Source organism: Streptomyces sp. NPDC023573, from assembly GCF_055559735.1.
Map to the genome: position 1 here is coordinate 87,239 of NZ_JBVHKB010000003.1, position 25,363 is coordinate 112,601.

21 protein-coding genes are annotated in these 25,363 nt (G+C 72.2%); 12 read left to right on the plus strand and 9 right to left on the minus strand.

What is annotated here, in order from left to right; all coding sequences use genetic code 11:
* Window positions 1-3 precede the first annotated feature (3 nt).
* Both ACZ32T_RS11065 and ACZ32T_RS11070 read left to right on the plus strand, forming a co-directional pair.
* Entirely contained in the window at window positions 4-843 is an 840-nt protein-coding gene (locus ACZ32T_RS11065) for an SDR family oxidoreductase (protein ID WP_467366399.1), read from the plus strand.
* 153 nt (window positions 844-996) lie between these two features.
* Window positions 997-2,127 (plus strand): M24 family metallopeptidase, encoded by a 1,131-nt coding sequence (locus tag ACZ32T_RS11070; protein ID WP_467263765.1) that lies wholly within the window; start codon window positions 997-999, stop codon window positions 2,125-2,127.
* A 48-nt stretch (window positions 2,128-2,175) separates the two neighbouring features.
* On the opposite strand, the gene ACZ32T_RS11075 is transcribed toward ACZ32T_RS11070, so the two are convergent.
* Window positions 2,176-2,763 carry a TetR/AcrR family transcriptional regulator gene (locus ACZ32T_RS11075; protein WP_467366402.1) on the minus strand — a complete coding sequence of 196 codons (588 nt, stop codon included), beginning with the start codon at window positions 2,761-2,763 and terminating at the stop codon, window positions 2,176-2,178.
* 70 nt (window positions 2,764-2,833) lie between these two features.
* Here ACZ32T_RS11075 and ACZ32T_RS11080 point away from each other — a divergent pair, with 70 nt between their 5' ends.
* Both ACZ32T_RS11080 and ACZ32T_RS11085 read left to right on the plus strand, forming a co-directional pair.
* Window positions 2,834-3,727 (plus strand): NADP-dependent oxidoreductase, encoded by an 894-nt coding sequence (locus ACZ32T_RS11080; RefSeq protein ID WP_467366404.1) that lies wholly within the window; start codon window positions 2,834-2,836, stop codon window positions 3,725-3,727.
* A 144-nt stretch (window positions 3,728-3,871) separates the two neighbouring features.
* Complete coding sequence (locus tag ACZ32T_RS11085; protein WP_467263768.1) at window positions 3,872-4,537, plus strand: hypothetical protein; 666 nt, start codon at window positions 3,872-3,874, stop codon at window positions 4,535-4,537.
* Window positions 4,538-4,562: 25 nt separating this feature from the next.
* On the opposite strand, the gene treZ is transcribed toward ACZ32T_RS11085, so the two are convergent.
* Window positions 4,563-6,323: a malto-oligosyltrehalose trehalohydrolase gene (gene treZ, locus ACZ32T_RS11090; protein ID WP_467263770.1), complete on the minus strand. Its 1,761-nt coding sequence runs from the start codon at window positions 6,321-6,323 to the stop codon at window positions 4,563-4,565.
* A 203-nt stretch (window positions 6,324-6,526) separates the two neighbouring features.
* On the opposite strand from treZ, the gene ACZ32T_RS11095 reads away from it, so the two are divergent.
* Entirely contained in the window at window positions 6,527-7,921 is a 1,395-nt protein-coding gene (locus tag ACZ32T_RS11095) for a GH1 family beta-glucosidase (protein WP_467263772.1), read from the plus strand.
* Here ACZ32T_RS11095 and ACZ32T_RS11100 read toward each other — a convergent pair.
* Window positions 7,893-8,804 carry a GNAT family N-acetyltransferase gene (locus ACZ32T_RS11100; RefSeq protein WP_467366406.1) on the minus strand — a complete coding sequence of 304 codons (912 nt, stop codon included), beginning with the start codon at window positions 8,802-8,804 and terminating at the stop codon, window positions 7,893-7,895. The two genes, ACZ32T_RS11095 and ACZ32T_RS11100, sit on opposite strands and share 29 nt — an antisense overlap.
* A gap of 204 nt (window positions 8,805-9,008) precedes the next feature.
* Complete coding sequence (locus ACZ32T_RS11105; RefSeq protein WP_467263776.1) at window positions 9,009-9,971, minus strand: GNAT family N-acetyltransferase; 963 nt, start codon at window positions 9,969-9,971, stop codon at window positions 9,009-9,011.
* Between the two features lie 163 nt (window positions 9,972-10,134).
* Between ACZ32T_RS11105 and ACZ32T_RS11110 the strand changes: the two genes are divergently transcribed.
* Complete coding sequence (locus tag ACZ32T_RS11110; RefSeq protein ID WP_467263778.1) at window positions 10,135-10,704, plus strand: DUF1707 and FHA domain-containing protein; 570 nt, start codon at window positions 10,135-10,137, stop codon at window positions 10,702-10,704.
* Window positions 10,705-10,715: 11 nt separating this feature from the next.
* Here ACZ32T_RS11110 and treY read toward each other — a convergent pair whose 3' ends face one another.
* Together treY and glgX are read right to left on the minus strand one after the other, a co-directional pair.
* Window positions 10,716-13,100 (minus strand): malto-oligosyltrehalose synthase, encoded by a 2,385-nt coding sequence (gene treY / locus ACZ32T_RS11115; protein ID WP_467366408.1) that lies wholly within the window; start codon window positions 13,098-13,100, stop codon window positions 10,716-10,718.
* A gap of 109 nt (window positions 13,101-13,209) precedes the next feature.
* Window positions 13,210-15,366, minus strand: coding sequence for a glycogen debranching protein GlgX (gene glgX, locus ACZ32T_RS11120; RefSeq protein ID WP_467263782.1), 2,157 nt, complete (start codon window positions 15,364-15,366; stop codon window positions 13,210-13,212).
* Window positions 15,367-15,744: 378 nt separating this feature from the next.
* Between glgX and ACZ32T_RS11125 the strand changes: the two genes are divergently transcribed.
* Window positions 15,745-16,977: an SAV2148 family HEPN domain-containing protein gene (locus ACZ32T_RS11125; RefSeq protein WP_467263784.1), complete on the plus strand. Its 1,233-nt coding sequence runs from the start codon at window positions 15,745-15,747 to the stop codon at window positions 16,975-16,977.
* A 78-nt stretch (window positions 16,978-17,055) separates the two neighbouring features.
* Entirely contained in the window at window positions 17,056-17,790 is a 735-nt protein-coding gene (locus ACZ32T_RS11130; RefSeq protein ID WP_467263785.1) for an exonuclease domain-containing protein, read from the plus strand.
* A gap of 98 nt (window positions 17,791-17,888) precedes the next feature.
* Here ACZ32T_RS11130 and ACZ32T_RS11135 read toward each other — a convergent pair whose 3' ends face one another.
* Both ACZ32T_RS11135 and ACZ32T_RS11140 read right to left on the minus strand, forming a co-directional pair.
* Window positions 17,889-18,401, minus strand: coding sequence for a hypothetical protein (locus tag ACZ32T_RS11135; RefSeq protein WP_467366410.1), 513 nt, complete (start codon window positions 18,399-18,401; stop codon window positions 17,889-17,891).
* A 44-nt stretch (window positions 18,402-18,445) separates the two neighbouring features.
* On the minus strand, window positions 18,446-19,312 hold the full coding sequence (locus tag ACZ32T_RS11140) for a phosphotransferase enzyme family protein (protein WP_467263790.1): 867 nt from the start codon (window positions 19,310-19,312) through the stop codon (window positions 18,446-18,448).
* A gap of 126 nt (window positions 19,313-19,438) precedes the next feature.
* Here ACZ32T_RS11140 and ACZ32T_RS11145 point away from each other — a divergent pair, with 126 nt between their 5' ends.
* The 4 genes from ACZ32T_RS11145 (at window position 19,439) to mgt (ending at window position 23,788) form a co-directional block, all read left to right on the plus strand.
* Window positions 19,439-20,386: a carbohydrate ABC transporter permease gene (locus ACZ32T_RS11145; protein WP_467263792.1), complete on the plus strand. Its 948-nt coding sequence runs from the start codon at window positions 19,439-19,441 to the stop codon at window positions 20,384-20,386.
* On the plus strand, window positions 20,383-21,222 hold the full coding sequence (locus ACZ32T_RS11150; RefSeq protein ID WP_467263794.1) for a carbohydrate ABC transporter permease: 840 nt from the start codon (window positions 20,383-20,385) through the stop codon (window positions 21,220-21,222). The genes ACZ32T_RS11145 and ACZ32T_RS11150 overlap by 4 nt, the downstream gene beginning before the upstream one ends.
* Window positions 21,222-22,514 (plus strand): ABC transporter substrate-binding protein, encoded by a 1,293-nt coding sequence (locus tag ACZ32T_RS11155; protein WP_467366413.1) that lies wholly within the window; start codon window positions 21,222-21,224, stop codon window positions 22,512-22,514. The genes ACZ32T_RS11150 and ACZ32T_RS11155 overlap by 1 nt, the downstream gene beginning before the upstream one ends.
* 65 nt (window positions 22,515-22,579) lie before the next feature.
* A complete protein-coding gene (mgt, locus tag ACZ32T_RS11160; RefSeq protein ID WP_467263798.1) occupies window positions 22,580-23,788 on the plus strand; it encodes a macrolide-inactivating glycosyltransferase in 1,209 nt (402 codons plus the stop codon).
* A gap of 27 nt (window positions 23,789-23,815) precedes the next feature.
* Here the strand turns inward: mgt and ACZ32T_RS11165 are convergent, their stop codons facing one another.
* Window positions 23,816-25,363: a polysaccharide deacetylase family protein gene (locus ACZ32T_RS11165; protein WP_467366415.1), complete on the minus strand. Its 1,548-nt coding sequence runs from the start codon at window positions 25,361-25,363 to the stop codon at window positions 23,816-23,818.

Here is a 25,363-nt window from a genome sequence, read left to right on the forward strand (position 1 = left end):
GACATGATCGTAGTGACCGGGGCCACCGGAAACATCGGCCGGCCGTTGACGCAGGCACTGGCCGAGGCGGGCGAGCAGGTGACGGCGGTGTCACGGCACGCTGCGGCGGTGCCGGACGGCGTCCGCCACGTGGTGGCCGACCTGGGCGAGCCGGCCGGCCTGAGGCCGGCGCTGGCCGGGGCGAAGAAGCTGTTCCTCCTGCTCTCAGGCGACCTGCACGCCTCCGGAGCCAACCCTGCCGACATCATCACCGAAGCCGTCGCCGCCGGCGTCCGCCGGGTCGTCCTGCTCTCCACGCTGGGCGTGGTGACCAGGCCCTCGGGCCGCACGCGGATCGCGATGCGCGCACTGGAGGACATGCTGCGGGAGGCCGGCCCGGAGTGGGTCGTCCTGCGGCCGGGCGGCTTCGCGTCCAACGCCCTGTGGTGGGCCGAGTCCGTCCGCACGCACCGGACCGTCGCCGCGCCCTTCGGTGACGTCGGGGTGCCGGTCATCGACCCGGCGGACATCGCCGAGGTCGCGGCCGCCTCCCTGCTGGACGGCCGGCACACCGGCGGTGTGTACGAGCTGACCGGCCCGGAGGTGATCACTCCGCGCCTCCAGACGGAGGTGATCGCCACCGCGCTGGGCTCACCCGTGCGGTTCCACGAGCTCACCCGCGACGAGGCGTTGACCGGGATGAGCCGGAGCATGCCGGCGGAGCTCGCCAACGACACCCTGGACATCATCGGCTCTCCGAACCCGGCCGAGCTGCGCGTCAGCCCGGACGTCCAGCGGGTCCTCGGCCGCCCTCCGCGTCCCTTCGCCGACTGGGCCGACCGGAACGTCGCCGCGTTCCGCTGAGGCAGGTGCGTCCGCGCGGCCGGTTCGAGGCGGAGGTGGGCAGCGGCTTACGGCTTCACCGATCCGGGCGGGGCGCACCCGGCATCCTGCTCGCGTCCGCCCCGGCGGCCGGGCAGGATGCTGGGTGCCGTGTCGCCCCGCCAGGAGGTCCTCATGTCCAGCACCGACCAGCTTGTGCCCTTCACCGCAGACGACTACCGGGCCAGGATGACCCGCGCCGCCGAGACGGCCGACGCGGCCGGCCTGGCCGGTGTGCTCGTCGCGCCGGGCCCCGACATGGTCCACCTCACCGGCTACCGGCCGACGGCGGACACCGAGCGCCTCACCCTGCTCGTCCTGCGGGCGGGCCACGAACCCGTCCTCGTCGTACCGGCCCTGGAGGCGGCCGACGCGGAACGCGCGCCGGGTTCCCCGGCCCTCGCCCTGAGGGAGTGGACGGACGCGGCGAACCCCTACACGCTGACCGCCGGACTGCTGCACGCCAAGGGCCGGTTCGGGATCAGTGACAACGCCTGGGCGCTGCACCTGCTGGCCCTGCGCAAGCTCCTCCCCGACTCCTCCTACGCCTCGCTCACCGAAGCCCTGCCGATGCTGCGCGCCGTGAAGGACGCGGCCGAGCTCGAACGGCTCGCCGCCGCGGGGGCCGCCGCCGACGCGACGTACGAGGAGATCCTGAAGGTCCGCTTCTCCGGCCGGCGGGAGAGCGACGTGGCCGCCGACCTGGCCGCGCTCCTCATGGAACACGGCCATTCCCAGGTCGACTTCACCGTGGTCGGCTCCGGCCCGAACGGCGCCGACCCGCACCACGAGGCGGGCGACCGCACCATCGAGGGGGGCGACATGGTCGTCCTGGACTTCGGCGGGCTGATGCACGGCTACGGCTCCGACACCTCCCGCACCGTCCATGTCGGCGAGCCCACCGCCGAGGAGCAGCGGGTCCACGACGTCGTACGGGAGGCGCAGGAGGCCGGCTGCCGCGCCGTCCGGCCCGGGGTCGCCTGCCAGGAGATCGACCGGGCGGCCCGTGCCGTCATCACGGAGTTCGGCTACGGCGAACGCTTCATCCACCGCACCGGCCACGGCATCGGCGTGACCACCCACGAGCCGCCCTACATGATCGAGGGCGAGGAGCAGCCGCTGGTCCCCGGGATGTGCTTCTCCGTCGAGCCGGGCGTCTACCTCCCGGGCCGCTTCGGCGTCCGCATCGAGGACATCGTCACGGTCACGGCGAGCGGGGGCAGGCGGCTGAACACCACCGCGCGCGAACTGGCGGTCGTCGAGTAGCGGTTTCGGCGTTCCGCCCTCGCTCGCGCGGGGGCGCGACGCCCTCGCTCAGGCGGGCCGGGCGGGGCGCGTGGTCTCCCAGGCCGCCTCGATCATCCGGAAGATCTCGTCCACCGCACCGTCCGGGTCGGCCGCCTCGCGGGCCAGCGCATGGGCGTCGACCACGAACCGCGCGATCGCCCGGCTCGCCGTCGCGCTCCGCGGCGGCCCGGGATCGGCGGCGACGGCCGTCGCCAGCGTCTCCGCGTGGCGCAGCCGCATCGAATCCTCGTACTTCCGCAAGGCGGGCGATCCGTCGATCATGCGCCGGATCGTCGCGCCGCCGGGCGCCGTGCAGTGCCGCACCATCGCATGGATCTCGCGGCGCAGAGCGGGGACGAGCGGCTCGTGCGGGGCCCGGTCGGTGACCGCCCGCGTGAGGCGCTGCTCGAAGTCCTCGTCCTGCTCGAAGACCAGGGCCTCCTTCGAGGCGAAGTGGGAGAAGAGCGTGGTGACGGCCACGTCGGCCTCGGCGGCCACCTCACGGATGCCCACCGCGTCGTAACCGCGTTCCAGGAAGAGCCGCAGCGCGGCGTCGGCGATCTTCTGGCGGGTCGCGGCTTTCTTGCGCTCACGGCGCCCGGGCGGCTCGGTCATGCCCGCACGCTATCAGCTAGGAAACCGTAACCGTTCCAAAAGCCTAACCGTTAGTGTTACGGTCCACCGCATGAAGAGAGTGAGCTTCGCCGAGTTCGGCGGCCCGGACGTCCTGCGCCTCATCGATGCCGAGGAGCCCCACGCGGGTCCCGGTCACATACGTATCGCCGTGCGGGCGGCCGGCGTCATCCCCCACGACTGGAGGGTTCGTGAAGGCCAGTTCCAGAAGGCCCGTCCGATGAGGCTGCCTTCCGGACTCGGGCTGGACGCCGCCGGGGTGGTGGACGAGGTCGGCGAGGGAGCCGCAGGGGCCGAGGTCGGCGACCACGTGTTCGGCAGGGGCTCCAGCACCTACGCCGAGTTCGCCGTGCTGTCGGCCTGGGCCCGGATGCCTGAGGGGCTGACGTTCGAAGAGGCGGCCGGGTACCCCTCCCCGGTGGAGACCGCGCTGCGCGTCATCCGCGGGACCGGCGTGCGGCCCGGGCAGACGCTGCTGGTCAGTGGCGCGTCCGGGGGAGTCGGGTCGGCGGTGCTGCAGATCGCCCGGGACCGCGGCATCGCGGTGATCGGCATCGCCGGGGCCGCCAACCAGGACTATCTGCGGAGCCTGGGTGCCCTCGCCACGACGTACGGCGACGGCTGGGCCGAGCGGGTGCGGCGGCTCGGCTCCGTCGACGCGGCGCTCGATCTGGCCGGTTCGGGCGTGATCCGCGAGCTCGTCGAGCTGACCGGGGAGCCGCGGAAGGTGATCTCCATCGCCGACCTCGACGCACCCGCGCTCGGAGTCCGGTTCTCCGGCGTGGCGGGGAGTGTGCCGGACGCGCTCGCCGAGGCGTCCCGCCTCATCTCGGCGGGGAAGCTCCACATCCCGGTCGAGAAGACCTACACGCTCGCCGAGGCCGCGGCGGCGCACATCGACAGCCAGGCCGGTCACTCGCGCGGTCGCCGGGTCATCGTCGTCTGAGCCGGCTCCCGCACGGCCGCACGGTGCCGTGCGGGTCCTCGGAAGTGTCCACCGCCGGCGCCCCGGTCACCCTCACGGCCGTAGGATCCGTACGCTCCTCGCACCGGCGAGGACCGGCGAGGACCGTACGAGGGGGAACACCGGATGACCGGCATGCTGACGATGAGTCACCCGAGGCGGCAGGAGGGCGTCGCTCCCGAGCCGGTCGCCCGAAGGATCAGCCTCTTCGTCAAGCCGGGGCCGTCCCGGACCGTGGGCCACGTGGAACGGGAGCTGCCGCCGGGCGGCGTGCCCGCCTATCTCGCGGCCCGGGGCAGCGGTGCGCGCTCCTTCGTGCTGTGGACGGACGAGTACCGCGGGGCACGGGCCGCCACCGTGGTGACCGCCTCCTGCGCGAAGGGCGTCTCGGTCTATCAGGTGCTCGGCGCGCAGGGCGAACTCCTGTGCACGGTCATACGCGAGAAGGCGTTCAGGAAGGGGCTGCGCACCCGGTGGACAGTGCGCCGGCCCGGTGCGCCCGACGCGGTCGGATACAAGGGCCGGATCCTCTGGTGGTGCGTGTGGTGGCTGTTCTCGCCCCTGATGCCGTTCCTCTTCGTGGCGGCTGTGCTCGGCGGCGGCGACGTTCCTCGCGGACCCGGCCGCATCATCTGGCGCGAGGGCGGCCGGGTCCCCCTGGAATTCAAGGCGCACGGAAACCAGCTGCGTCTCCAGGAGGCGTTCCTGGACCCCCGGTCGGGGGCCGCCCTGCTCGCCCTGGTCCGTTCCTTCGACGGCATGCTGAACGCGTGGGACCGGGGCAAGATCTGACGGCCGCCCGCACCGGGGCGCGGTCTCAGTCGTCGGCCAGCACCACGCACGACTCCGGCGGCAGGTGCAGCACCCCGTCGCCGCCCGGGGCCTCGGCCGGCTCCCAGGCGGCCAGCACCCTGCCCCCGGGCGCACGGTGACGGCCGGCCCCCAGCGGGATGGCGGCGGGCTTGCCGGACAGGTTGACCGCGATCCGCAGATCGCCCCGCCGGTAGGCGATCCAGCGGGCCTCCTCGTCGTACGCCGTCCGCACCGACGCCAGGTCCGGATCGGAGAGGTCCGGCAGGGCGCGGCGCAGCGCGATCAGCTCGCGGTACCAGGCGAGCAGCCGGGCGTGGGGCTCGCGCGCCGGTTCGCTCCAGTCGAGACACGAGCGGGCCCGGGTGTCCGGGGCCTGCGGATCGGGGATGTCCTCCTCGGCCCAGCCGTGGGCCGCGAACTCCCGCCGCCTGCCGTCGCGTACGGCGCGGGCCAGCTCGGGATCGGTGTGGTCGGTGAAGAACTGCCACGGGGTACGGGCGCCCCACTCCTCGCCCATGAAGAGCATCGGGGTGAACGGCCCGGTGAGCACGAGCGCCGCGGCGCACGCCTGGAGGCCGGGGGAGAGCCCGGCGGCGAGCCGGTCACCGAGGGCACGGTTGCCGATCTGGTCATGGGTCTGGGCATAGCCCACGAAACGGTGGGCGGGCGCCCGGGTGACGTCGACCGGGCGGCCGTGCGTGCGGCCCCGGAAGCTGGAGTACGTACCGTTGTGGAAGAACGCCCTGGTCACGGTCTTGGCGAGGGCGGCCAGCGGGGCGGCCGCGAAGTCGGCGTAATAGCCCTGGGACTCGCCGGTGAGCGCGGTGTGCAGCGCGTGGTGGAAGTCGTCGTTCCACTGGGCGTGCAGTCCGATTCCGCCTTCCGTGCGCGGAGTGGTCGTCCGCGGGTCGCAGAGATCGGACTCCGCGATCAGTCCAAGCGGTCTGCCGAGCTCCGAGGCGAGGGCGTCGACCGCCGTGGACAGCTCCTCCAGGAAGGTGAACGCCCTGCCGTCGGCCAGCGCGTGGACCGCGTCCAGGCGCAGGCCGTCCAGGCGGTAGTCCCGCAGCCAGGCGAGCGCGCTGCCCAGCAGATACGCGCGCACCTCGTCCGAGCCGGGGGCGTCGAGATTGACGGCCGAGCCCCAGGGGGTGTGGTGCGTGTCCGTGAAGTACGGGCCGAAGGCCGGCAGGTAGTTGCCCGAGGGGCCCAGATGGTTGTGGACCACGTCCAGGACGACCGCGAGGCCCAGACCGTGCGCCGTGTCGACGAAACGCTTCAGCCCGGACGGGCCCCCGTAGGGCTCGTGCACCGCCCAGAGGGACACCCCTTCGTACCCCCAGCCGTGCGTGCCGGGGAACGGACAGACGGGCATCAGCTCCACGTGGGTGATGCCGAGGTCCACTAGGCTCCCGAGCCGCTCGGCCGCGGCGTCGAAGGTGCCCGCCTCGGTGAACGTGCCGACGTGCAGCTCGTAGAGGACGGCGCCCGGCAGCCCGCGCCCGGCCCAGACGGTGCGCCAGGTGTGGGCGCCGTGGTCGACGACCGCGCTCTCGCCGTCGGGCCCGTCCGGCTGGCGGCGGGAGCGCGGATCGGGCAGCACGGGGCCGTCGTCGAGCGAGAACCCGTAACGGTCCCCGTCCGCCGCCTCCGCCTCCGCGGTCCACCAGCCCGCACGCAGCGGATCCCGCTCCATCGGCCGCCGGCCGCCCGCCAGGCACAGCGCGGCAGAACCGGCCTCGGGGGCCCACACCTCGAACTGCATTCAGCACTCCTCGTCCATGAACCTGATGCCTCGCCGGAGGCCCCACGATCGGCGGAATTCGCACGCACGGCCCCAGGGCACTGGAACGAGCCTGCAACTGACGATTAGGGTCTGGTCCTGATCATTGCCCTGCCGGGTTCTGCTCATTCGCGGCGAGCCCGGGCAGTAGTACAAGGTCCCTCCTACGGCTGCTGGAGGCCGAGATGACCGTGCCGACCTTCCCACCCGGCTTCCTCTGGGGCGCCTCCGCCTCCGCCTTCCAGACGGAAGGGGCCTTCGACGCCGACGGCAAGGGGCCCTCCGGCTGGGACGCCTTCGCCGCCCAGCCCGGCCGGATCAAGGACGGCACCGACACCACCCGGGGCACCGGCTTCCACGAGCACTACCGCGAGGACGTCGCCCTGCTCGCCGGACTCGGTGCGGACGCCTTCCGCTTCTCCGTCAGCTGGCCCCGGGTCGTCCCCGGCGGCAGCGGCGCGCTCAACCCGGCGGGGCTGGACTTCTACGACCGGCTCGTCGACGAACTCTGCGCCCACGGCATCACCCCGGCCCCGACGCTCTACCACTGGGACACGCCGCTCCCGCTGGACGAGGCGGGCGGCTGGCTCAACCGGGACACCGCCTACCGCTTCGCCGAGTACGCGGGCATCGTCGCCGAACGCCTCGCCGACCGGGTCCCCATGTGGATCACCATCAACGAACCGGCCGAGGTCACCATGCTCGGCTACGCGCTCGGCGAGCACGCCCCCGGCCGCACGCTGCTCTTCGACGCCCTGCCGGCCGCCCACCACCAGCTCCTCGCCCACGGACTGGGGGTACGGGCGCTGCGCGCGGCCGGCGCCGACAACATCGGCATCGCGCTCTCGCACACACCCGTCTGGGCGGCGGGGGACTCCGACGAGGACCGGGCGGGGGCGGAGATCTACGACACCCTGACCAACTGGCTGTTCGCCGACCCGGTCCTCACCGGCCGCTATCCCGACGAGGGCTTCGCCGCCCTGATGCCGGGACCGGTCGAGGACGACCTCAAGGTCATCTCGGCGCCACTCGACTGGTACGGCGTCAACTACTACAACCCGACGCTCGTCGGCGCCCCGCGCCCCGAAGCGCCCGGCTCGTTCTCCGGCTACACCATGCCCGAGGGACTTCCCTTCGGCATCAGGGAGATCGAGGGGTACGACACCACCGACTTCGGCTGGCCCGTCGTCCCCGAAGGGCTCGCCGAGACGCTCGGTCAGCTGAGGGACCGCTTCGGCGACCGGCTGCCGCCCGTCTACATCACGGAGAACGGCTGCGCCGTCGACGAGCCCGTCGCCGACGGCCGCCGCATCACCTTCCTGGAAGGACACCTGGAGGCGCTGCGCACGGCCATCGACGCGGGCGTCGACGTGCGTGGCTACTTCACCTGGTCACTCACCGACAACGTGGAATGGACCGAGGGCGCCAGCAAGCGGTTCGGCCTGGTCCACATCGACTACGAGACGCTGCGCCGCACGCCCAAGGAGTCGTACGCCTGGTACCGCGACGTGATCAGCGCGCAGCGCACCGGGGGCTCGCGGGGGACGGCGCTCACACCAGGTGGACACGCTCCTGCGTGATGCGGTGACCGGCCCGGGCGAACGCGGCAGCCATCGGCGTGTTGCCCCGGTCCGTCGCCCCCGCGACGGACGTCGCGCCTTCGGCCGCCAGGAAGCGGGTGCACTCGACGAGCAGGTCGTAGCCGTAACCGTGACCGCGCGCCTCCGGGACGACCCCGATGAAGCCGATGCAGGGCCCGCCCGGGTTTCGGGCCGGCACATGGATGCCCGCGAGCCGGCCGTCCGGGGTGTGGGCGAGCCGCCACCAGGCGCGGGGCGAGGGGCACCAGCGGAAGAAGTCCAGCTCCTCCTGGGCGGCCTGCTCCAGACCGCCCGGCCCGGCGATGGTCCGCCGGGCATGGGCGTCCAGCGTCTCGGAGTGGACCCGGCGCAGGACCTCCAGGACCACCGTGTCGTCGGGCTCCTCGCGGAACTCCAGCCGGCCGGGCCGCTCGGGCAGGCCGTCGGCGGGCGTCCACTCGTAGCGGTAGCGCTCGACCAGGAGCTCCATGCCGGCCGCCTCCGCGGCCGCGATCCGCGCCGAAGCGGCCGCCCGCACCTCGGGTGCCTCGCGCCAGCCGGGCGGCACGATGAGCTCGTACTCGACGGACCACGGGGCGCGGCGCAGCAGTTCGGCGCCCGTGGCGTCCTCTCCCTCGGCGAAGTCGAAGTAGTTGAGCAGTACGGGCTCGGTGTCCTCGGGCCCGCCCCACCAGGCCGCCCTGGCGACGACGACTCCGTCGCGCAGAGCCACCCAGGTCCACTCGGGGCGGTACTCACCGCCCTCGTGCACGGGGGCGTAGCGGTGGCCGAACGCGGCACGGCCGACCAGGGAAGGGCCCTGCAGGGAATGGAAGAGAGGGGCCTCGCTCGGGGTGAGCGAACGGATGACCGGAACGGTCATGGTGATGTCCTCCGGGACTCGGCGCCCCCGGTCAGACCGAGTCCGGCACCGTCCTGAGGACGGGACGGGAGCGCGTGAACGTGGTGGTGCAACGGATGGTGCCGATGTCACGCACGTGTCTCGCCTCCTTCCTCGTCCGGGGCAGACGCCCGAGCGGGTGCCGGGCGACGACATTACGGTCTCCGGCACCCCCCGTCCACCGGTTTACGCCTGGTCCCACACCATGTCGAAGGCGCGCTCGAAGTTGACGTAGCCCAGGCGCTCGAAGGACTTCGCCATCGGGACGTTGCCGAGGTCGGTCGCCGCCCTGATCCGCTCCACGTCCTCCTGCGCGGCGAGCACCCGGGTCCCCTCGGCCAGGATGTCGTCTATGTAGCCGTGGCCCCGGTGCGCCGGCAGCACCCCGATGTAGGCGATCATCGGGTGGTAGTTGTTGCGTGCCGGAATGACGAAGCCCACCGGCTCTCCGTCCGGCAACTCCGCGATCCGCCACCACTCCTGAGGCGTCCTGAGACCGGCGAACTCCTCGTCGTACTGCTTCTCCGCCGCCTCGCGGGCACTCAGGCCGGATGCCAGATCCGCCTGGCCGTGGGCGTCCAGGGTGCCTTCCATCACCGGAGCCATCAGCGCCACGAGGTCCTCGCGCCCGGTGACCCGGCGGAACACCAGACGGCCGGTGTCCTCGGGCACCGGTGTGCCCGCCCGCCACTCCAGCCGCAGCCGCTCGACCAGCATCCGGGCCCCGCTCGCCTCCATGACCCGTATCCGGGCCTCGACGACGTCGCGGGCGGCGGGATCCTCACGCCAGTCCGGCGGGACGAACCGTCCGTACTCCAGGCGGGCGGACCCGGCCGGGACGACCGCGGCGGTCGCCTTCTCGACCAGTTCGAGCCCGATCTCGCCGCGCTCCGGCTCCGGCAGGGTGTCGTCCAGGTCGAAGAAGTCCAGGAGCTGAGGGCTGCCGCCGTCCTGGCCCGTCCACCAGGCGACGCGCCCCACCACGCGGTCACCGCGCAGGGCCACCCACATCCACTCGGGGCGGCGCCGGCCCGTGGCGAGGTCGTCCGCGAGCTCGTGGTCGAGCACATAGGACAGTCGGAGGAAGAGACCGAGTTCGTCCGCTCCGGTGAGCGGACGGACGGTCAGTTCCGGTGGTGCAGGGATCACAGAGTCTCCTCGACATGAGTGCCGCCCGGCGAAGGCGGCAGCGCGTGAGGGTAACAACTCCCCGGCCCCGGTGGTCAGTATTTATCCACTGCCTCGCAGGTCAGGTGGCCGGAATCGGGCATCGTCTGGACACCTCGGGCCCCTCGGACCGACAATCGGTGCTGTGACGTCCTCCTTCGAGCACTACACGTATCCCGCGCGGCTCTCGGACGCCGAGCGCGACCGTGTACTCGGTGTGCTCAGAGACGGCGCCGCACAGGGCAAGCTCTCCCACGACACGTTCCTGCGCCGCATGGAACTCGCCCTGACCGCCCGGCGCTCCGAGGAGCTGAAGGCGCTCACCTCGGACCTGGAGGCGGGCGGCGGGCGCTGGTCCCGCGGCCTGTTCCGCGCGGTGGGCGGGGTCTCCGCCTTTCCGGCCCTGGTGCGCAGGGCCTGGCAGTCCGAGCGGCTGCCCAGGCTCCTGCTGCCCGTGCCCGGACCGCAGCCGCTGCGCATCGGCCGCGACCCGGGCAACGGCCTGCGGCTCAGCCACGAGACGGTGTCGCGGCTGCACGCCGAACTGACCGCGCAGGGCAGCCGGTGGATCCTGCGTGACCTGGGCTCGACGAACGGCACCTGTGTCAACGGCCAGCGGGTCGTCGGCTCGGTCGTGGTGCACGACGGCGACCAGGTGAGCTTCGGTCGGATGACCTTCCGGCTCTGTGCGTCGCTGCCCGTGCCCCCTGCCTGAACGAGCACCGCTCAGCGCCCCGCCCTCACGAGCAGCGCCACCGGCCGGTCCGCGAAGAGGTCCGCCACCGGAACGACCGGGCCCGCGAACTCCCGCCCGGGCGACAGGAGATCGGCCCACGGGCCCTCGTCGGGCAGCGCCAGCTCCGTCTCGCGCCAGCCGCCCTCCTCCGCCAGCCTGAGCGACAGCCGGGTCACCGCCGTGACCACCTCGCCCGACCGGCAGAACGCAAGACAGTGCGCGGCCGCCGGGCCCCGCGCACCCAGCGCGGCGTAGGTCCCCGACTCGCCGAAGAGCTCCGGGCGTTCCCGGCGCAGCGACAGCGCGGCCGTGGTCAGCGCCGTCTTCTCGTCCCCACCCCCGAAGGGCCTGCTGAACGGCCTCCGGTTGTCCGGGTCGACCAGCGCGATGTACTCCCGCTCCGTGCCCTGATACAGATCGGGTACCCCGGGCATCGTGAGGTGCACCAGCGCGGCGCCCAGCACGTTGGCCCGCACGAACGGGGCGAGCGTGTCCGCGAAACCCGTCATCACCGACCGGGCTTCGCCCGCGTCGCTGCCGGGACCGGCCGCCACGAAGTCGGTCACCGCCCGCTCGTACGCGGCGTCCGGCTCCGTCCAGCTGGTGAACAGCCCCGCCTCGCGCACGGCCTTCAGCAGCGCGGGTTCCAGCCTGCCCGCCATCTCACCGGCGGGCAGACCCGCGCAGCCGTACGCCGACTGCCAGGCCTGCCAGGCCAGCTGAGGGTCCGGGGCCGGCACGGGGGCCGCCCGGGCCAGCCGGGCGACCAGCGCGGACCACCGCTCGGGGCACTCGGTCAGGACCGCGATCCGGGCCCGTAGGTCGCCGCTTCGCTTGGTGTCGTGGGTGGTCAGCACCGTGCCGGTGGCCGGCCAGTCCCGCGCGATCCGGGCACAGAAGGCGTGGAACTCCTCGGGGCCCACCGCCGGCCGGCCCGGGTCGCCGCCCACCTCGGTCGCCGAGATCAGCGGGACGTAGCGGTAGAACGCCGTGTCCTCCACCGACTTGGCGTGCAGCGCCGACGCGGTCTGCGCGAACCGGGCGCAGAACGCCACGTGCTCCGGACCGTCGCCGAGGCGGCCCAGCGCCAGATCCCGCACCACGTCGACGGCGTCCGCCTCCTGGGCGACCGAGAACACCGCCCTGGCGTCCCGCACCGCCTCGGCCGGGAGCGTCGACTCGGCGATCTCCGTGAGCGGGCCGCCCGCGGTCACGTACGGCCGGTAGACGGGCACCCGCACCAACAGCTCGCGCACCGCCGTGTGGAGCGCCCACGGCGCGTGGTCGCGCAGGGTCGCGTCCCCCGCGCACACCTCGGTGGCGAGGCGGGTCAGCCACTCCGTCTCGGCGGCCAGCTCATGGGTGACCACCCGGTACGCCGCGCGGCGGACGGTCGCGGTCCAGTAGCCGCCGCGGTCCCCGGGAGGCCCCGCGAAGTCCCGGTAGCGGCCGAGCAGGTCGGCCGCGCCCATCGGGTCGGTGAACAGGCCGTCGATCCGGTGCAGCGCGTCGTAGCCGGTCGTCCCCGCGACCGCCCAGCCGGCCGGCAGGGCCTCGTCACCGGTGAGGATCTTCTCCACCACCGTCCACCGCCCGCCGGTGGCGTCGCCGAGCCGCCCGAGATACGCGGCGGGGTCGGCCAGCCCGTCGGGGTGGTCGATGCGCAGCCCGTCGACGACCCCGTCGCGGACCAGTTCGAGGATCTTGGAGTGGGTGGCGGCGAAGACCTCGGGGTGCTCCACCCGGACACCGATCAGATCGGAGATCGTGAAGAAACGCCGGTAGTTCAGCTCCGTCCTGGCCAGCCTCCACCAGGCGAGCCGGTAGTGCTGGGCGGCCAGCAGCTCGTCCGGCGGAAGGTCCGCCGTGCCCTCACGCAGGGGGAACTCCAGGTCGGCGTAGCGGAGCACCGGCGTGCCGTCGTCCCGGGTCCCCTGCTCGATGCTGCCGCGCTCCTCGCCGAACCGTCCCCCCAGCACGGGCAGCAGCACCTTCCCGCCGCCCGCGGCCCAGTCGATGTCGAACCAGCGGGCGTAAGAGGACTCCGGGCCCTCGCGCAGCACCTCCCGGAACGGCAGGTTGTACCGGGGCGCTGCGGCCATGTGGTTCGGCACGATGTCGAGGATCAGCCCGAGGCCGTGGGCGCGTGCCGTGACGGCCAGCTCCCGCAGCCCCTCCTCGCCCCCGAACTCGGACCGCACCCTGGTGTGGTCGACGACGTCGTAGCCGTGCCCCGAGCCGGGCACGGCCTCCAGGACGGGGGACAGGTGCAGATGGGAGACGCCGAGCTCGGCGATGTACGGCACGGCGTCCGCGGCGGCGGCGAACGGGAAGTCCGGCTGGAGCTGCAGCCGGTACGTGGCGGTGGGCGTCATGGAGTCGTACGTACCCAGCCGGACGTCTCTTTCCCACCTTCTGCACCGACCGGGCGGACCGGGCGGGCCCGCCCGGTCCGCCCGGTCACCCCAACGGGTCAAGGCCGCCCTATGCCGGACGCTTGAGCACCGTCATGCTCCGCCCGACGAGCGTCACCCGCTCGCCCGCCGACACCTTGGGACCCGCGCCCGGCGGCACACCGTCCGGGATGGCCGTGTCCACGACGACCTGCCACTGCTTGCCGTGGTTCATCGGAACGGCGAACTCCAGCGTCTCGGCGCCCGCGTTGAACATGAGCAGGAACGAGTCGTCGGAGATCCGCTCACCGCGGGGCCCCGGCTCGGAGATCGCGTGGCCGTTCAGGAAGACGGTCATGGCCTTGGCGTGTGCGGCCTGCCAGTCCCGCTGGGTCATCTCCTCACCCCTGGGGGTGAACCACGCGATGTCGGACAGCTCGTCGTGCGTGCCCTCCACCGGACGGCCGTGGAAGAAGCGCCTGCGCCGGAAGACCGGGTGGTCGCGGCGGAGCCAGACCATCGACCGGGTGAACTCCAGCAGGCTCGTATCCGTGGAGCCGCCCTCCTCGTCGCCGTCCTCCGAGTGCGAGGCGGCGGCCGGATCGGGCCAGTGGACCCAGGAGAGCTCGTTGTCCTGGCAGTAGCCGTTGTTGTTGCCCCGCTGCGTCCGCGCGAACTCGTCACCGTGACTCAGCATGGGCACGCCCTGGGAGAGCATCAGCGTGGCGATGAAGTTGCGCATCTGACGGCTGCGCAGCTCCAGGACCTCCTTGTCCTCGGTCTCCCCCTCCGCCCCGCAGTTCCACGAGCGGTTGTGGCTCTCGCCGTCCCGGTTGCCCTCGCCGTTGGCGTCGTTGCGCTTCTCGTTGTACGAGACCAGGTCGTGCAGGGTGAAACCGTCGTGGCAGGTGGTGAAGTTGATCGAGGCCAGCGGACGTCTGCCGTCGTCCTGGTAGAGGTCGGACGAGCCCGTCAGACGCCCGGCGAACTCCGCGAGGGTCCGGGGCTCGCCCCGCCAGAGATCCCGCACCGTGTCCCGGTACTTGCCGTTCCACTCGGTCCACAGCGGCGGGAAGTTCCCCACCTGGTAGCCGCCCTCGCCCACGTCCCAGGGCTCGGCGATCAGCTTCACCTGACTCACCACGGGGTCCTGCTGCACCAGGTCGAAGAAGGACGACAGCCGGTCCACCTCGTGGAACTGGCGTGCGAGTGTCGCGGCCAGGTCGAAGCGGAAGCCGTCCACGTGCATCTCGGTCACCCAGTACCGCAGGGAGTCCATGATCAGCTGAAGGACGTGCGGGGACCGCATCAGCAGCGAGTTCCCGGTGCCGGTGGTGTCCATGTAGTACTTCTGGTCGTCCGCCAGGCGGTAGTACGAGGCGTTGTCGAGGCCCCGGAACGAGAGCGTCGGACCGAGGTGGTTGCCCTCGGCGGTGTGGTTGTAGACCACGTCGAGGATCACCTCGATGCCCGCCTGGTGCAGCGCCTTCACCGCCTGCTTGAACTCCAGCACCTGTTCGCCGCGGTCGCCCCAGGAGGCGTAAGCGTTGTGCGGGGCGAAGAAGCCGATGGTGTTGTAACCCCAGTAGTTGGCCAGGCCGGCGTCGGCGAGACGGTGGTCCTGGACGAACTGGTGCACCGGCATCAGCTCGATCGCGGTGACGCCCAGCTCCGTCAGATGCGCGATGATCTCGGGGTGCGCGAGTCCCGCGTAGGTGCCGCGGAGCTCCTCCGGCAGGCCCGGGTGGAGCATCGTCAGGCCCTTCACATGGGCCTCGTAGATCACCGTGCGGTGGTAGTCGGTGCGCGGACGGCGGTCGTCGCCCCAGTCGAAGTACGGATTGACCACGACCGAGCTCATCGTGTGCGGTGCCGAGTCGAGGTCGTTGCGCTCGTCCGGCTTGCCGAACGGGTAGCCGTACACCGCCTCGCCCCACTGGATCTGCCCCGAGATCGCACGTGCGTACGGATCGAGGAGCAGTTTCGCCGAGTTGCAGCGCTGTCCGCGCTGCGGCTCGTACGGGCCGTGCACCCGGAAGCCGTAGCGCTGCCCCGGCATCACGCCGGGCAGATAGGCGTGACGGACGAAGGCGTCGGTCTCGCGGAGCTCCACCGCCGTTTCTGAACCGTCGTCGTGCAGCAGGCACAACTCGATTCGGTCGGCGGCCTCCGAGAAGACCGCGAAGTTGGTTCCGGCGCCGTCGTAGGTGGCGCCGAGCGGATACGCGTGTCCCGGCCAGACCTGCATAGATAGGACTCTTCCACTTCTGATCCGGGTGCTGGGGGATTTCGCCCCGATACTCCCCGAAAGACGGTCCTGTACCTAGTACGTCGACCGGTGCGGCCGGTTTCCGTCGTGGGATCCCCCCGGGCCGGTCAACCCGGTGCACCTCGGTGTCGCCCGGGCAGGGGCCCGGGCCGCCGGGCAGCTCCTCCGTCCGGTATGCGGCGTGCGAGGGGGTGCGCAATCGCTATGAACCATCTCACTCCACCCGATCTCACCGCAAGGAACGAGCCCCCGGATCAGGGGAGTTGAGTGAGGAGCCTGTGCATCCTGCTGCACCGGCCTCCGCTGCCGGAGTACCCTTCCTTGATCGTTGGTGGGGGAGTGGAAGGCGGTACACGGGTGAGCTCGGGAGGGTTCGAGCTGCCCCCAGGTGACGCGGGTCACGAGGGGGAATCGACCGATGCCCCGCCGGGGGCGGTCTCCCTCGCACAGCCCATGGAGATCGGTGCCGATCTGAACTGGGGAGCGGACTCCTGGAACGAGGTGCGCACCCGCGCCCAGCGCGCCGGGCGGGCGTACATCTGGCTGAATCTGGTGGAACAGCGGCTGCGCGCCGTGGTAGCCGCGGTGATCCGGCCGATCTACGAGCCGGTGCACGGCGAGGACTGGGTGGTGGCCGCCGCGGGGCCCGCGGGGCAGGAGTGGGTGCAGCGCGCCGTCGCGGTCCGGGAGGTCTCGCGCCGCAAGGGCTATCTGCTCGACCCGGCCGACGACAACGTCCTGAGCTTCCTCACGCTGCCGCAGCTGCGTGAACTGATGGTCCAGCACTGGCCCTGCTTCGAACCGTACTTCGACGACCGCCGCGAGGTGGAGCTCGCGCTGGACGAGCTGGAGGTGGCGCGCAACGTCGTCTCCCGCAACCGCGCGCTCAACGAGGCGGTCCTGGCGCAGGCGGAACGCGCCTCCGCGCGGCTCCTGGAGATCCTCGGCAGCGGCGCGGCCGTCCCCTCCGCCGAGCGGCTGCCGGTCGACGCCGTGGAGGAGCTGGTCGGCGACCGCTACGCCGACGTGGTCTCCGTCCACCCGGACCGGGTGCGGCTGCAGCGTCAGCTGCCCGCCGAGGACCTGTTCGGAAACGCGCGCCGGCTGGACGCGATCGGCATCGGGCTCAACCTCCTCACGCAGAACTTCTCGGGGCGCCGGCTGGTGCGCCTCGCCGAGTCGGGCTGCCGGGTCCGGCTGCTGTTCATCAATCCGGCGAGCAGCGCGGTCAAGCGCCGGGAGCGCGAACTGGGCCTCAAGAAGGGCGAACTGAGCCGCTCCGTCGAGATGAACATCCTCCATATGCGCCGGGTCCGCTCCAAGCTCCGCGACCCGGGCGCCTTCCAGATCCACGTCTTCGACGAGACGCCGCGCTTCACGGCCTATCTGGTGGACGGCGACGGACCCGACGCGGTCGGGGTCGTCCAGCCCTATCTGCGGCGCGCACGCGGCATGGAGGCACCCGTCCTGGTGCTGCGCGGCGGGGGGCGTGCGGTGGTCAGGGCGGGGCAGGACAGCGAGCACGGCCTCTTCGAGACGTACCGCGAGGAGTTCGAGTCGGTCTGGACGGACTCCAGACCCGTCTCCTGACGCACCTTCCGGCGTTGTCAGTGGTGCGTGCGAAGGTGGTCATCACTTGGGGGCACGCACCACAGAAGGAGGTACGGGATGAGCTGGATCAGCGGGCCACTGCTGGCGTTCGACCTGGAGACCACGGGGACGGACGTCGAGACCGACCGCATCGTGACGGCGGCGGTCGTCCGGCTGGAGGCGGACGGATCCGTCTCCCGGGAGCGGACCTGGCTGCTGGATCCCGGTGTCGCCATACCGGAGCAGGCATCGGCGATCCACGGCATCTCGACCGAACGCGCCCGCGAGCACGGGATGCCGGCCGCCTCCGCGATCGAGGAGATCACCCGGGCCGTCGCCGACGGACTGCGCTCGGGGACGCCTCTGGTGGTGATGAACGCGCGCTACGACCTCTCCCTGCTCGACCGTGAGTGCCGGAGGTACGGCGTGGAGTCGGTCAGCGAGCGGCTGGGGGACGCGCCCTCGCCCGTCATCGACCCGCTGGTCATCGACAAGCATGTCGACAAGTACCGCAAGGGGAAGCGCGCCCTCCACGCACTGTGCGCCCACTACGGGGTGTCGCTGGAGGACGCGCACGACGCGAGGGCGGACGCCGTGGCCGCGGCCCGGGTGGTGCGGCGGATGGGGGAGAGGCACCAGCCCGTCGGGGTGATGCCGCTGGAGGATCTGCACGGCCTCCAGGTGCACGCGGCGGCCGAGCAGTCGCTCTCCCTGCAGGCCTATCTGCGGCGCACGGCGGATCCTGCGGCCGTCGTGGAAGCCGCCTGGCCGCTCATCCCCCGGAGGCGCGAGCCGGCGGGCGGCAGGGGATGACCGGACACCGGGGGACCCGCCGGTCCGGCCCGGCCCGCATCCGGCAGCAGGCGGGCGCCCAGCCGAGGGGCCGGGGGCGAGCCGATGTCCCGCGGGCCTCACAGCTTGCCGAGGAGCACTCCGCGCCAGATCCACCCTGCGTCAAGGGTGGTGCTCCGCAGGGGTCCGGTCAGCTGCGCGCTGTCGAAGCTGAACGTCTCCGTGGCCTCGATGCGGCCGCTCTCCCCGCGTCGGAGCGTGTAGCGGCGGGAGACGGTCCGTCCCCCACCACGCCCGTACTCCGCCGAAGTCTGGAGCCTCGGGGGATTTCCGACGCGGGTGACCTCCCACTGCTCCTCGACCGCCCGCACCTCGTGGCTCTGCTCGGCCAGGCGCATCCGGATCCGGATGGCGTGCGTCAGCTGGGACCCGACGAAGAAGGTCTGCCAGGCGGGCTCGGCGATCCGCCACTCCGCCACCAGGTCAGCGCCCTCCGACGCGCCGTCACGGATGACGTAGGGGACGTCGGGCCGGTTGAGAGCGAGCAGGGCGTTCCGCAGCTCCCCGGCCGGACGTGGCTCCACGCCGTCCTCGGGGTGCCTGGTTCCGGTGAGCTTGTCGAGGATTCCCATCCGGTCAACCTATGCGACGCGCATCCGCGCGACGAAGGCGCGGGTCAGAACGGGTACCAGCGCACCTCGGGGTCGTCCTCACGCAGTGACGCCACCCTGCGCCGGAACTCCGCCGCGGCCTTGGGGTTGGCCGGGGCGTGCTGGGACACCCAGGCGCAGCTCGCCGTCTCCCGGGCGCCGCGCAGTACCGCGCACCCTTCCCAGGCGCGCACGTCCCAGCCGTACGCCTCGGTGAACGCGTCGTAGGCCCGCGCCGGCAGCCCGTACCGGTCGCGGGAGAGCGCGAGGACCACCAGGTCGTGCTCGCGCAGGTCGGCGGAGAAGGTCTCCAGATCGACCAGCACCGGCCCGTCCGGGCCGACATGGACATTTCGGGGGAGCGCGTCGCCGTGGATGGGGCCGGGCGTCAGATGCGGGGCGAGGGCCGCCGCGGCCTTGGCGAAGCCGTCGCGCCGGCCGCGGAGATAGTCGGCGTCGGCCGGATCGATCGCGTCGCCCGCCAGACGCAGCCAGCGCTCGACACCGCCGAGCAGCTCACGCCGCGGCAGTGTGAAGCCCGACGGGGCGGGCAGCGCGTGCACCTGGGTGAGCAGCGGGGCCAGGTCGCGCGGTTCGGACGGGCGCACGGCGTCGGGCAGCCGGTGCCACAGTGTCACCGGGTGACCCTCGACCAGGCGGGGCCGAGGCTCTGCGGCCCGCACGGCGGGTACGCCCGAGTCGGCGAGCCACAGGGCGACGGCCACCTCACGCTCGGCCCGCGCCCGGAGCTCGGGGTGGTGTGTCGAGTCCCGGCCGACCTTGACGACCAGGTCACCGAGGCCGAAGACCGCGTTCTCGCCGAGCGCGAGGAGATCCGCACCGGAGGGCAGTCCGGCGGCCGTCAGCACCTCGCGCGCACGCATGTCGTCCATGGCTCGATTTTCTCATCCTCGCAGGCCACCTTGACGAACGGGCTGCCCGTCAGCACGATGACGGGGGCCGCCCGGGCGGCGATAGGGGGATGAAACCGATCCAAGGAAGTAAAAGGGGTCGAATTCGTGACATTGGCGACCGCAACGGAGCGGTCCGGGCGTAAGGGCCCCCAGGGGCCCCAGGGCGGCCGGAGAGAGGGCCGCCGCCGCGACGGCGCCACCTGGTTCCTGGTGCTGCCCGCACTGATCCCGATCCTGATCCTCAGTGTCGGCCCGCTGGTCTACGGCATCCTGCTGGCCTTCACCGACGCCCAGTCGGGCCGTACCCGTTCCACCCAGTGGGTCGGGACCCTCAACTTCCAGGACCTGCTCCACGACACGCTGTTCTGGGACTCCTTCCGGATCGGCCTGCTGTGGGCGGTCGGGGTCACCGTCCCGCAGTTCGTGCTGGCCCTCGGTCTCGCCCTGCTGCTCAACGCGAACCTGCGGATGCGCTGGCTCGCCAGGGCCCTGGCGATCATCCCCTGGGCCATGCCCGAGGTCGTCGTGGGCATCATGTGGCGCCTGGTCTACAACCCCGACGCGGGCATCCTCAACGAGACCGTCCGCGATCTCGGGCTCGGCGACGGCAGGGACTGGCTGACCGGTCTCGCCACCGCTCTGCCCGCCGTGATAGTCGTCGGGATCTGGGCCGGCATGCCACAGACCACCGTGGCGCTGCTGGCCGGGCTGCAGAACACCCCCCACGAACTCCACGAGGCGGCCGCCCTCGACGGAGCGGGGGCCTGGCGCCGTTTCCGCACGGTCACCTGGCCCGCCATCAGACCGGTGGCCCTCGCGATCAGCGCGCTCAACTTCATCTGGAACTTCAACTCCTTCGCCCTGGTCTACGTCCTGACCAGCGGCGGACCGGGCGGCCGGACCCGGCTTCCCATGCTCTTCGCCTACGAAGAGGCCTTCCGCTACGGACAGTTCGGCTACGCCGCCGCGATGGGATGCGTGATGGTGGCCGTCATCTCGGTGCTCCTCGCCGTCTACCTCGCCGGCCGGCTCAGGGGAGGCGAGGACGCATGAGCCTTCGTACGGGCAGAACCGCGCGCGCCGGGCAGTACGCCGCGCTCCTGTGTTACCTCGTCTTCCTGGCGTTCCCCTTCCTCTGGCTGATCTCCACCGCCTTCAAGCCGGCCCGTGAGCTCGGCTCGCTGCACCCCACCTGGATCCCCGAGAACCCCACGCTGGACAACTTCCGGCAGGCCTTCGACGAACAGCCGCTGCTGCGGGCGGCGGCCAACTCGCTCACCGCGGCGCTCTGCGCCGCCCTGATCGCGGTCGTCATCGCCACGCCCATGGCCTACGTGATGGCCCGTCACCGCGGGCGGCTGTCCACGGCCGCCACCGGATGGGTCGTGGTCAGCCAGGCGTTCCCCTTCGTCCTGGTGATCATCCCGCTCTTCCTGGTCCTCAAGCACCTGCACCTGATCAACTCCCTGTGGGGGCTGATCCTGGTCTACGTCGTCTGGTCGCTCCCCTTCGCGCTCTGGATGCTGGCCGGATACGTACGGGCCGTCCCGCCCGAGCTGGAGGAGGCCGCCGCTGTCGACGGGGCCGGGAAGGCGCGGATCCTGATCTCGGTCACCGCGCCGCTGCTGGCCCCCGGGATCGTCGCGACGGCGCTCTTCGCGTTCATCACCGCATGGAACGAGTTCTTCTTCGCGCTCGTCCTGCTCAAGACACCGGAGAAGCAGACCTTGCCGGTCGTACTCACCCACTTCCTCGGCGCGGAGGGCGTGGCCGACCTCGGGCCGCTCGCCGCCGCCGCCTTCCTCGCCACCCTTCCCTCGCTCGTGCTCTTCGCGGTCATCCAGAAGCGCATCACGGGCGGCCTCACGGCCGGGGCGGTGAAGCACTGATGCGCCGCCGGCTGCCCGCGCTCGCCGCGGTGACCACCGCCTTCGTCCTCCTGCTGGCCGGCTGCTCCGGAGAGGGCGGCGACGGCGCGGACGGCACGATCCGGCTCAGCTTCCAGTCGCTCGCCTGGCAGAAGGAGTCCGTCGACGCCAACAAGCAACTCGTGCGCGAGTGGAACGCCGCCCACCCCGACGTGCAGGTGGACTACGTCCAGGGCAGCTGGGACAACGTCCACGACCAGCTGCTCACCTCCTTCGAGGGCGGTGAGGCGCCCGACATCATCCACGACGCCTCCGACGACCTCGCGGACTTCGCGTACGGCGGATACCTCGCCGATCTGCGGACCCTGCTGCCGGACCGGCTGACCGAGGACATCCCGCAGGCGTCCTGGGACACCACCACCTTCGGTGACGGCGTCTACGGGGTGCCGTTCCTCCAGGAGCCCAAGGTCCTCATCGCCAACAAGAAGATCCTCGAGTCCTCGGGCGTCCGGATCCCGACCCCGGAGAAGCCCTGGAGCTGGCCGGAATTCCGGCAGGTGACCGGGGAGCTGACGAAGAAGGGGACGTACGGGGTCGCCTGGCCGCTCAAGGAGCCGGTCTCCGTCACCCTCAATCTGGGCCTCTCCGTCGGCGGGCAGCTCTTCCACCGGAGCGCGGACGGCAAGGTGGCCATCCGGTCCGGCGAGGGTGACCAGGTCATGCCCGGCACGGTCAGGGACCAGGTCAACTCCGACCGGAGCGCGGCACGGTCGGCGCTCGGCATGGGGGGTTCGGACACGCTCCCCGGTTTCTTCGGCGGCAAGTACGCCATGGTGCCGCTCGGCTTCTCCTACCGCCAGCAGGTCGTCGAGCAGGCCCCCGAGGGCTTCGAATGGACGGTGCTGCCCACCCCCGCCGGCAGTGGAGGGCTCGCCCAGGGGGTCAGTCCCCAGACGCTCTCGGTCGCCGAGGAGAGCCCGCACAAGAAGGAGGCCGCGCGGTTCATCGACTTCCTCCTGCGTCCACCGAACATGGTGCGGCTGGCCAGGGGTGACTGGATGCTGCCGACCGGCACCGAGGCCCTGGCGGATCCCGCACTGCACACCGAGGAGAACGGCTGGGCGACGGGCACCGCTCTCGCGCGGTCGCTGCGCCCGGCCCCCGCGCAGTCGGTGCGCGGCTATCCCGAGTGGAAGGACAAGGTCGCCACGCCCGCGCTCCAGGAGTTCTACAGCGGGGCCATCGGTACAGAGGAGCTGAGGAAGCGCCTGGTCGACGACGGGAACAGGGTGCTGGCCCGCTACCAGCGCTGAACCGGGTCCGGCGCGGACCCGCAAATACGGTGGACGAGACGTTGCGTCTCGTCTACGGTGAGGGCATGACATCGACCCCGCGTGCCCACATCGCCATGTTCTCCATCGCCGCCCACGGGCACGTGAACCCGAGCCTCGAAGTGATCCGGGAGCTCGTCGCCCGTGGCCATCGCGTCAGTTACGCCATCCCGGAGTCCTTCGCCGAGAAGGTCGCCGCCACCGGAGCCGAGCCCGTGATCTACACCTCGGTGCTGCCCACCGAGGACAACCCGGAGGACTGGGGAACCGAGATGATCGACAACCTCGAACCCTTCCTCGATGACGCGGTCCAGGCCCTCCCACAGTTCGTCGCCGCCTTCGACGGCGACGAACCGGACCTCGTCCTGCACGACATCACCTCCTACCCGGCCCGCGCCCTCGCCCACCGCTGGGGTGTGCCCGCAGTCCAGCTCTGGCCCAACCTGGTTCCCTGGGAGGGGTACGAGGAAGAGGTCGGGGACCCCGCGAACGCCGAGCTGAAGCAGACCGAGAGGGGCAGGGCGTACTTCGCGCGCTTCGCGTCCTGGCTCGATGAGAACGGTCTGGGCGACCTCTCGTCCGACGACTTCGTGGCCCGGCCACGCCGCGGCCTGGTGCTCATCCCCGAGGCGCTCCAGCCGAACGCCGACCGCGTGGACCACACCAGGTTCACCTTCGTCGGCGCCTGCCAGGGTGAGCGCGCCGACCAGGGGGAGTGGAAGCGGCCGGCGGGAGCAGGGAAGGTCCTGCTGGTCTCCCTCGGCTCGTCGTACACCAACGAGCCCGCCTTCTACCGCGAGTGCGTCAAGGCTTTCGGCGACCTGCCGGACTGGCACGTGGTGCTTCAGATCGGCGCCCATGTCGACCCGGCGGAACTCGGGGACGTACCGGACAGTGTCGAGGTGCACTCCTGGGTCCCGCAGCTGTCCGTGCTGAAGCAGGCGGACGCCTTCATCACCCACGCGGGCGCCGGCGGCAGCCAGGAGGGACTCGCCACCGGCACCCCGATGGTGGCGGTCCCGCAGGCCGTCGACCAGTTCGGCAACGCGGACATGCTCCAGGCCATCGGAGTCGCCCGGCACCTGCCGAAGGAGGAGGCCGACGCCGCGTCCCTGCGCGACGCGGTGCTCGCCCTGGTGGAGGACCCGGAGGTGGCCGCGAGGCTGGAGCGGATCCGGGAACAGATGGCGGGGGAGGGCGGGGCGAAGCGGGCGGCCGACCTCATCGAGGCCGAACTCCCCGGCCGGTTGGGCTGACCCGCGTCGCCAGGGCCCGGGAAGGCGCTATCCGCGCCGTACCCCGTCCTTCCCGGGCCCGGCCGACGGACGCACCGTCAGGGAGGTGAAGCGGGGCCATCCCCCCTCGGGATCGCCGTTACGCACACTGACGGCGATCCCTCCGGCCGCGTCGCCGCCGGTCACGCGCGTGGCCTGTTCGATCCGCGTCCTCCCGTCGACGGCGACCACGGTCCGGTCGCCCTCCACGGTGATCCTGACCCGGTGCTCCCCGGCGTCGGTCAGGGTGCGGCGGCCGATCTCGTGCCAGCGGCCGCCCCTGAGCTCACGCAGCCGGACGTAACTGAAGCTGAGCGACACCTCCAGCGGGCCGAGGCTGCCGTCGCGCACGATCACGCCTGCGCTGTTCTCCGACTCCCGCAGCCCCGTCACCCGGAAGTCGACCCCGTAGGCGGTCCAGTCGGCCGAGGCCATCGGCCGGTAGGCGGCGCCGACGTACCCCGTGCGGCCGGGGTGGGGACCCGCGCCGGTGAACACCCCGAGGCCGGCGGGCGCACCGTCGTGCGGCCGCCAGGACCCTGGCTGGGTGAGCGGGGCCGGACAGTCGGCGGGGGACACCGCCGTCCAGCGCCGGACCTCCGTCAGCAGCTCCCGGACGCCGGTGCCGGCGGTGACCTCCACCCGCTGCACCTCACCGGCGGCGGCCGCCCGTCGCCCGGCCGGCAGCGGACGGCCGGAGGTGTTGGTCAGGGCGGCCACGAACCGCTCGGCGAGCGCCGTGCGCAGCATCCGGTCGGCGACCGGCGCCGAGGCGTGCCCGGTCGTCTCGGAGAAGGGGTAGGCGAAGAGCCGGGGCCTGGGCAGGCCCCGGCGTGTGATGTCGCCGATCGAGCGGTCCAGATCGGCCTCGATCCGCCGCCGGTACTCCTGCGCCGTCTCCCGCCGCCCCTCGCCGGGCAGCCACAGCCGGGAGGCGAGCGCGGAGGACGTGCGGCCCGCCGCGTCCACGGCCTCCCGCCGGTGAAGGTCGTGGGTGTGGTTCTGGAAGTCCCACCGTCCCGACCGCGCCATGCGGCCGATCTCCTCCCAGGAGAGGTAGTAGGGGCGGTGGCTCCCCACCGCACGCGTGATGAGGAAGGCGGCCGCCCGCATGCCGTGTCGGGCGAGGATGCGGTCGGCGTGCACCCACAGCCCGTGGGCGCCGTCGTCGAAGGTCAGGAACACCGAGCGCGGCCCCGGGGCCGGCCCTCCGCGCAGATACGCGGTGAACTCCTCGCTGCTCAGCGTGCGGTAGCCCGCCGCCGCCAGGGCGGCGAGCTGCGCGTCGAACGCTTCAGGGGTCACCGTGTAGCGGCTGCGGCTGTCACGCCCGATGTCGTGGTACGCCAGCACGACGGGGGCGGCGCCCTCCGTCCGCCTCCCGGAGGACGGCCCGCCCGCGGCCGCGGCGGCCCCGCGACCGGGCCCGGGAGGCGCCTCCTGCGCCGCCACGGCCCGGTGGAACTCGTCGTAGCGCCATGCACCGTAGAAGGGCACGCAGACCATCGCCACGGCGAGCAGCCCGAGCAGCGCACGCCTGGGTGCGGAGGTGGTCAC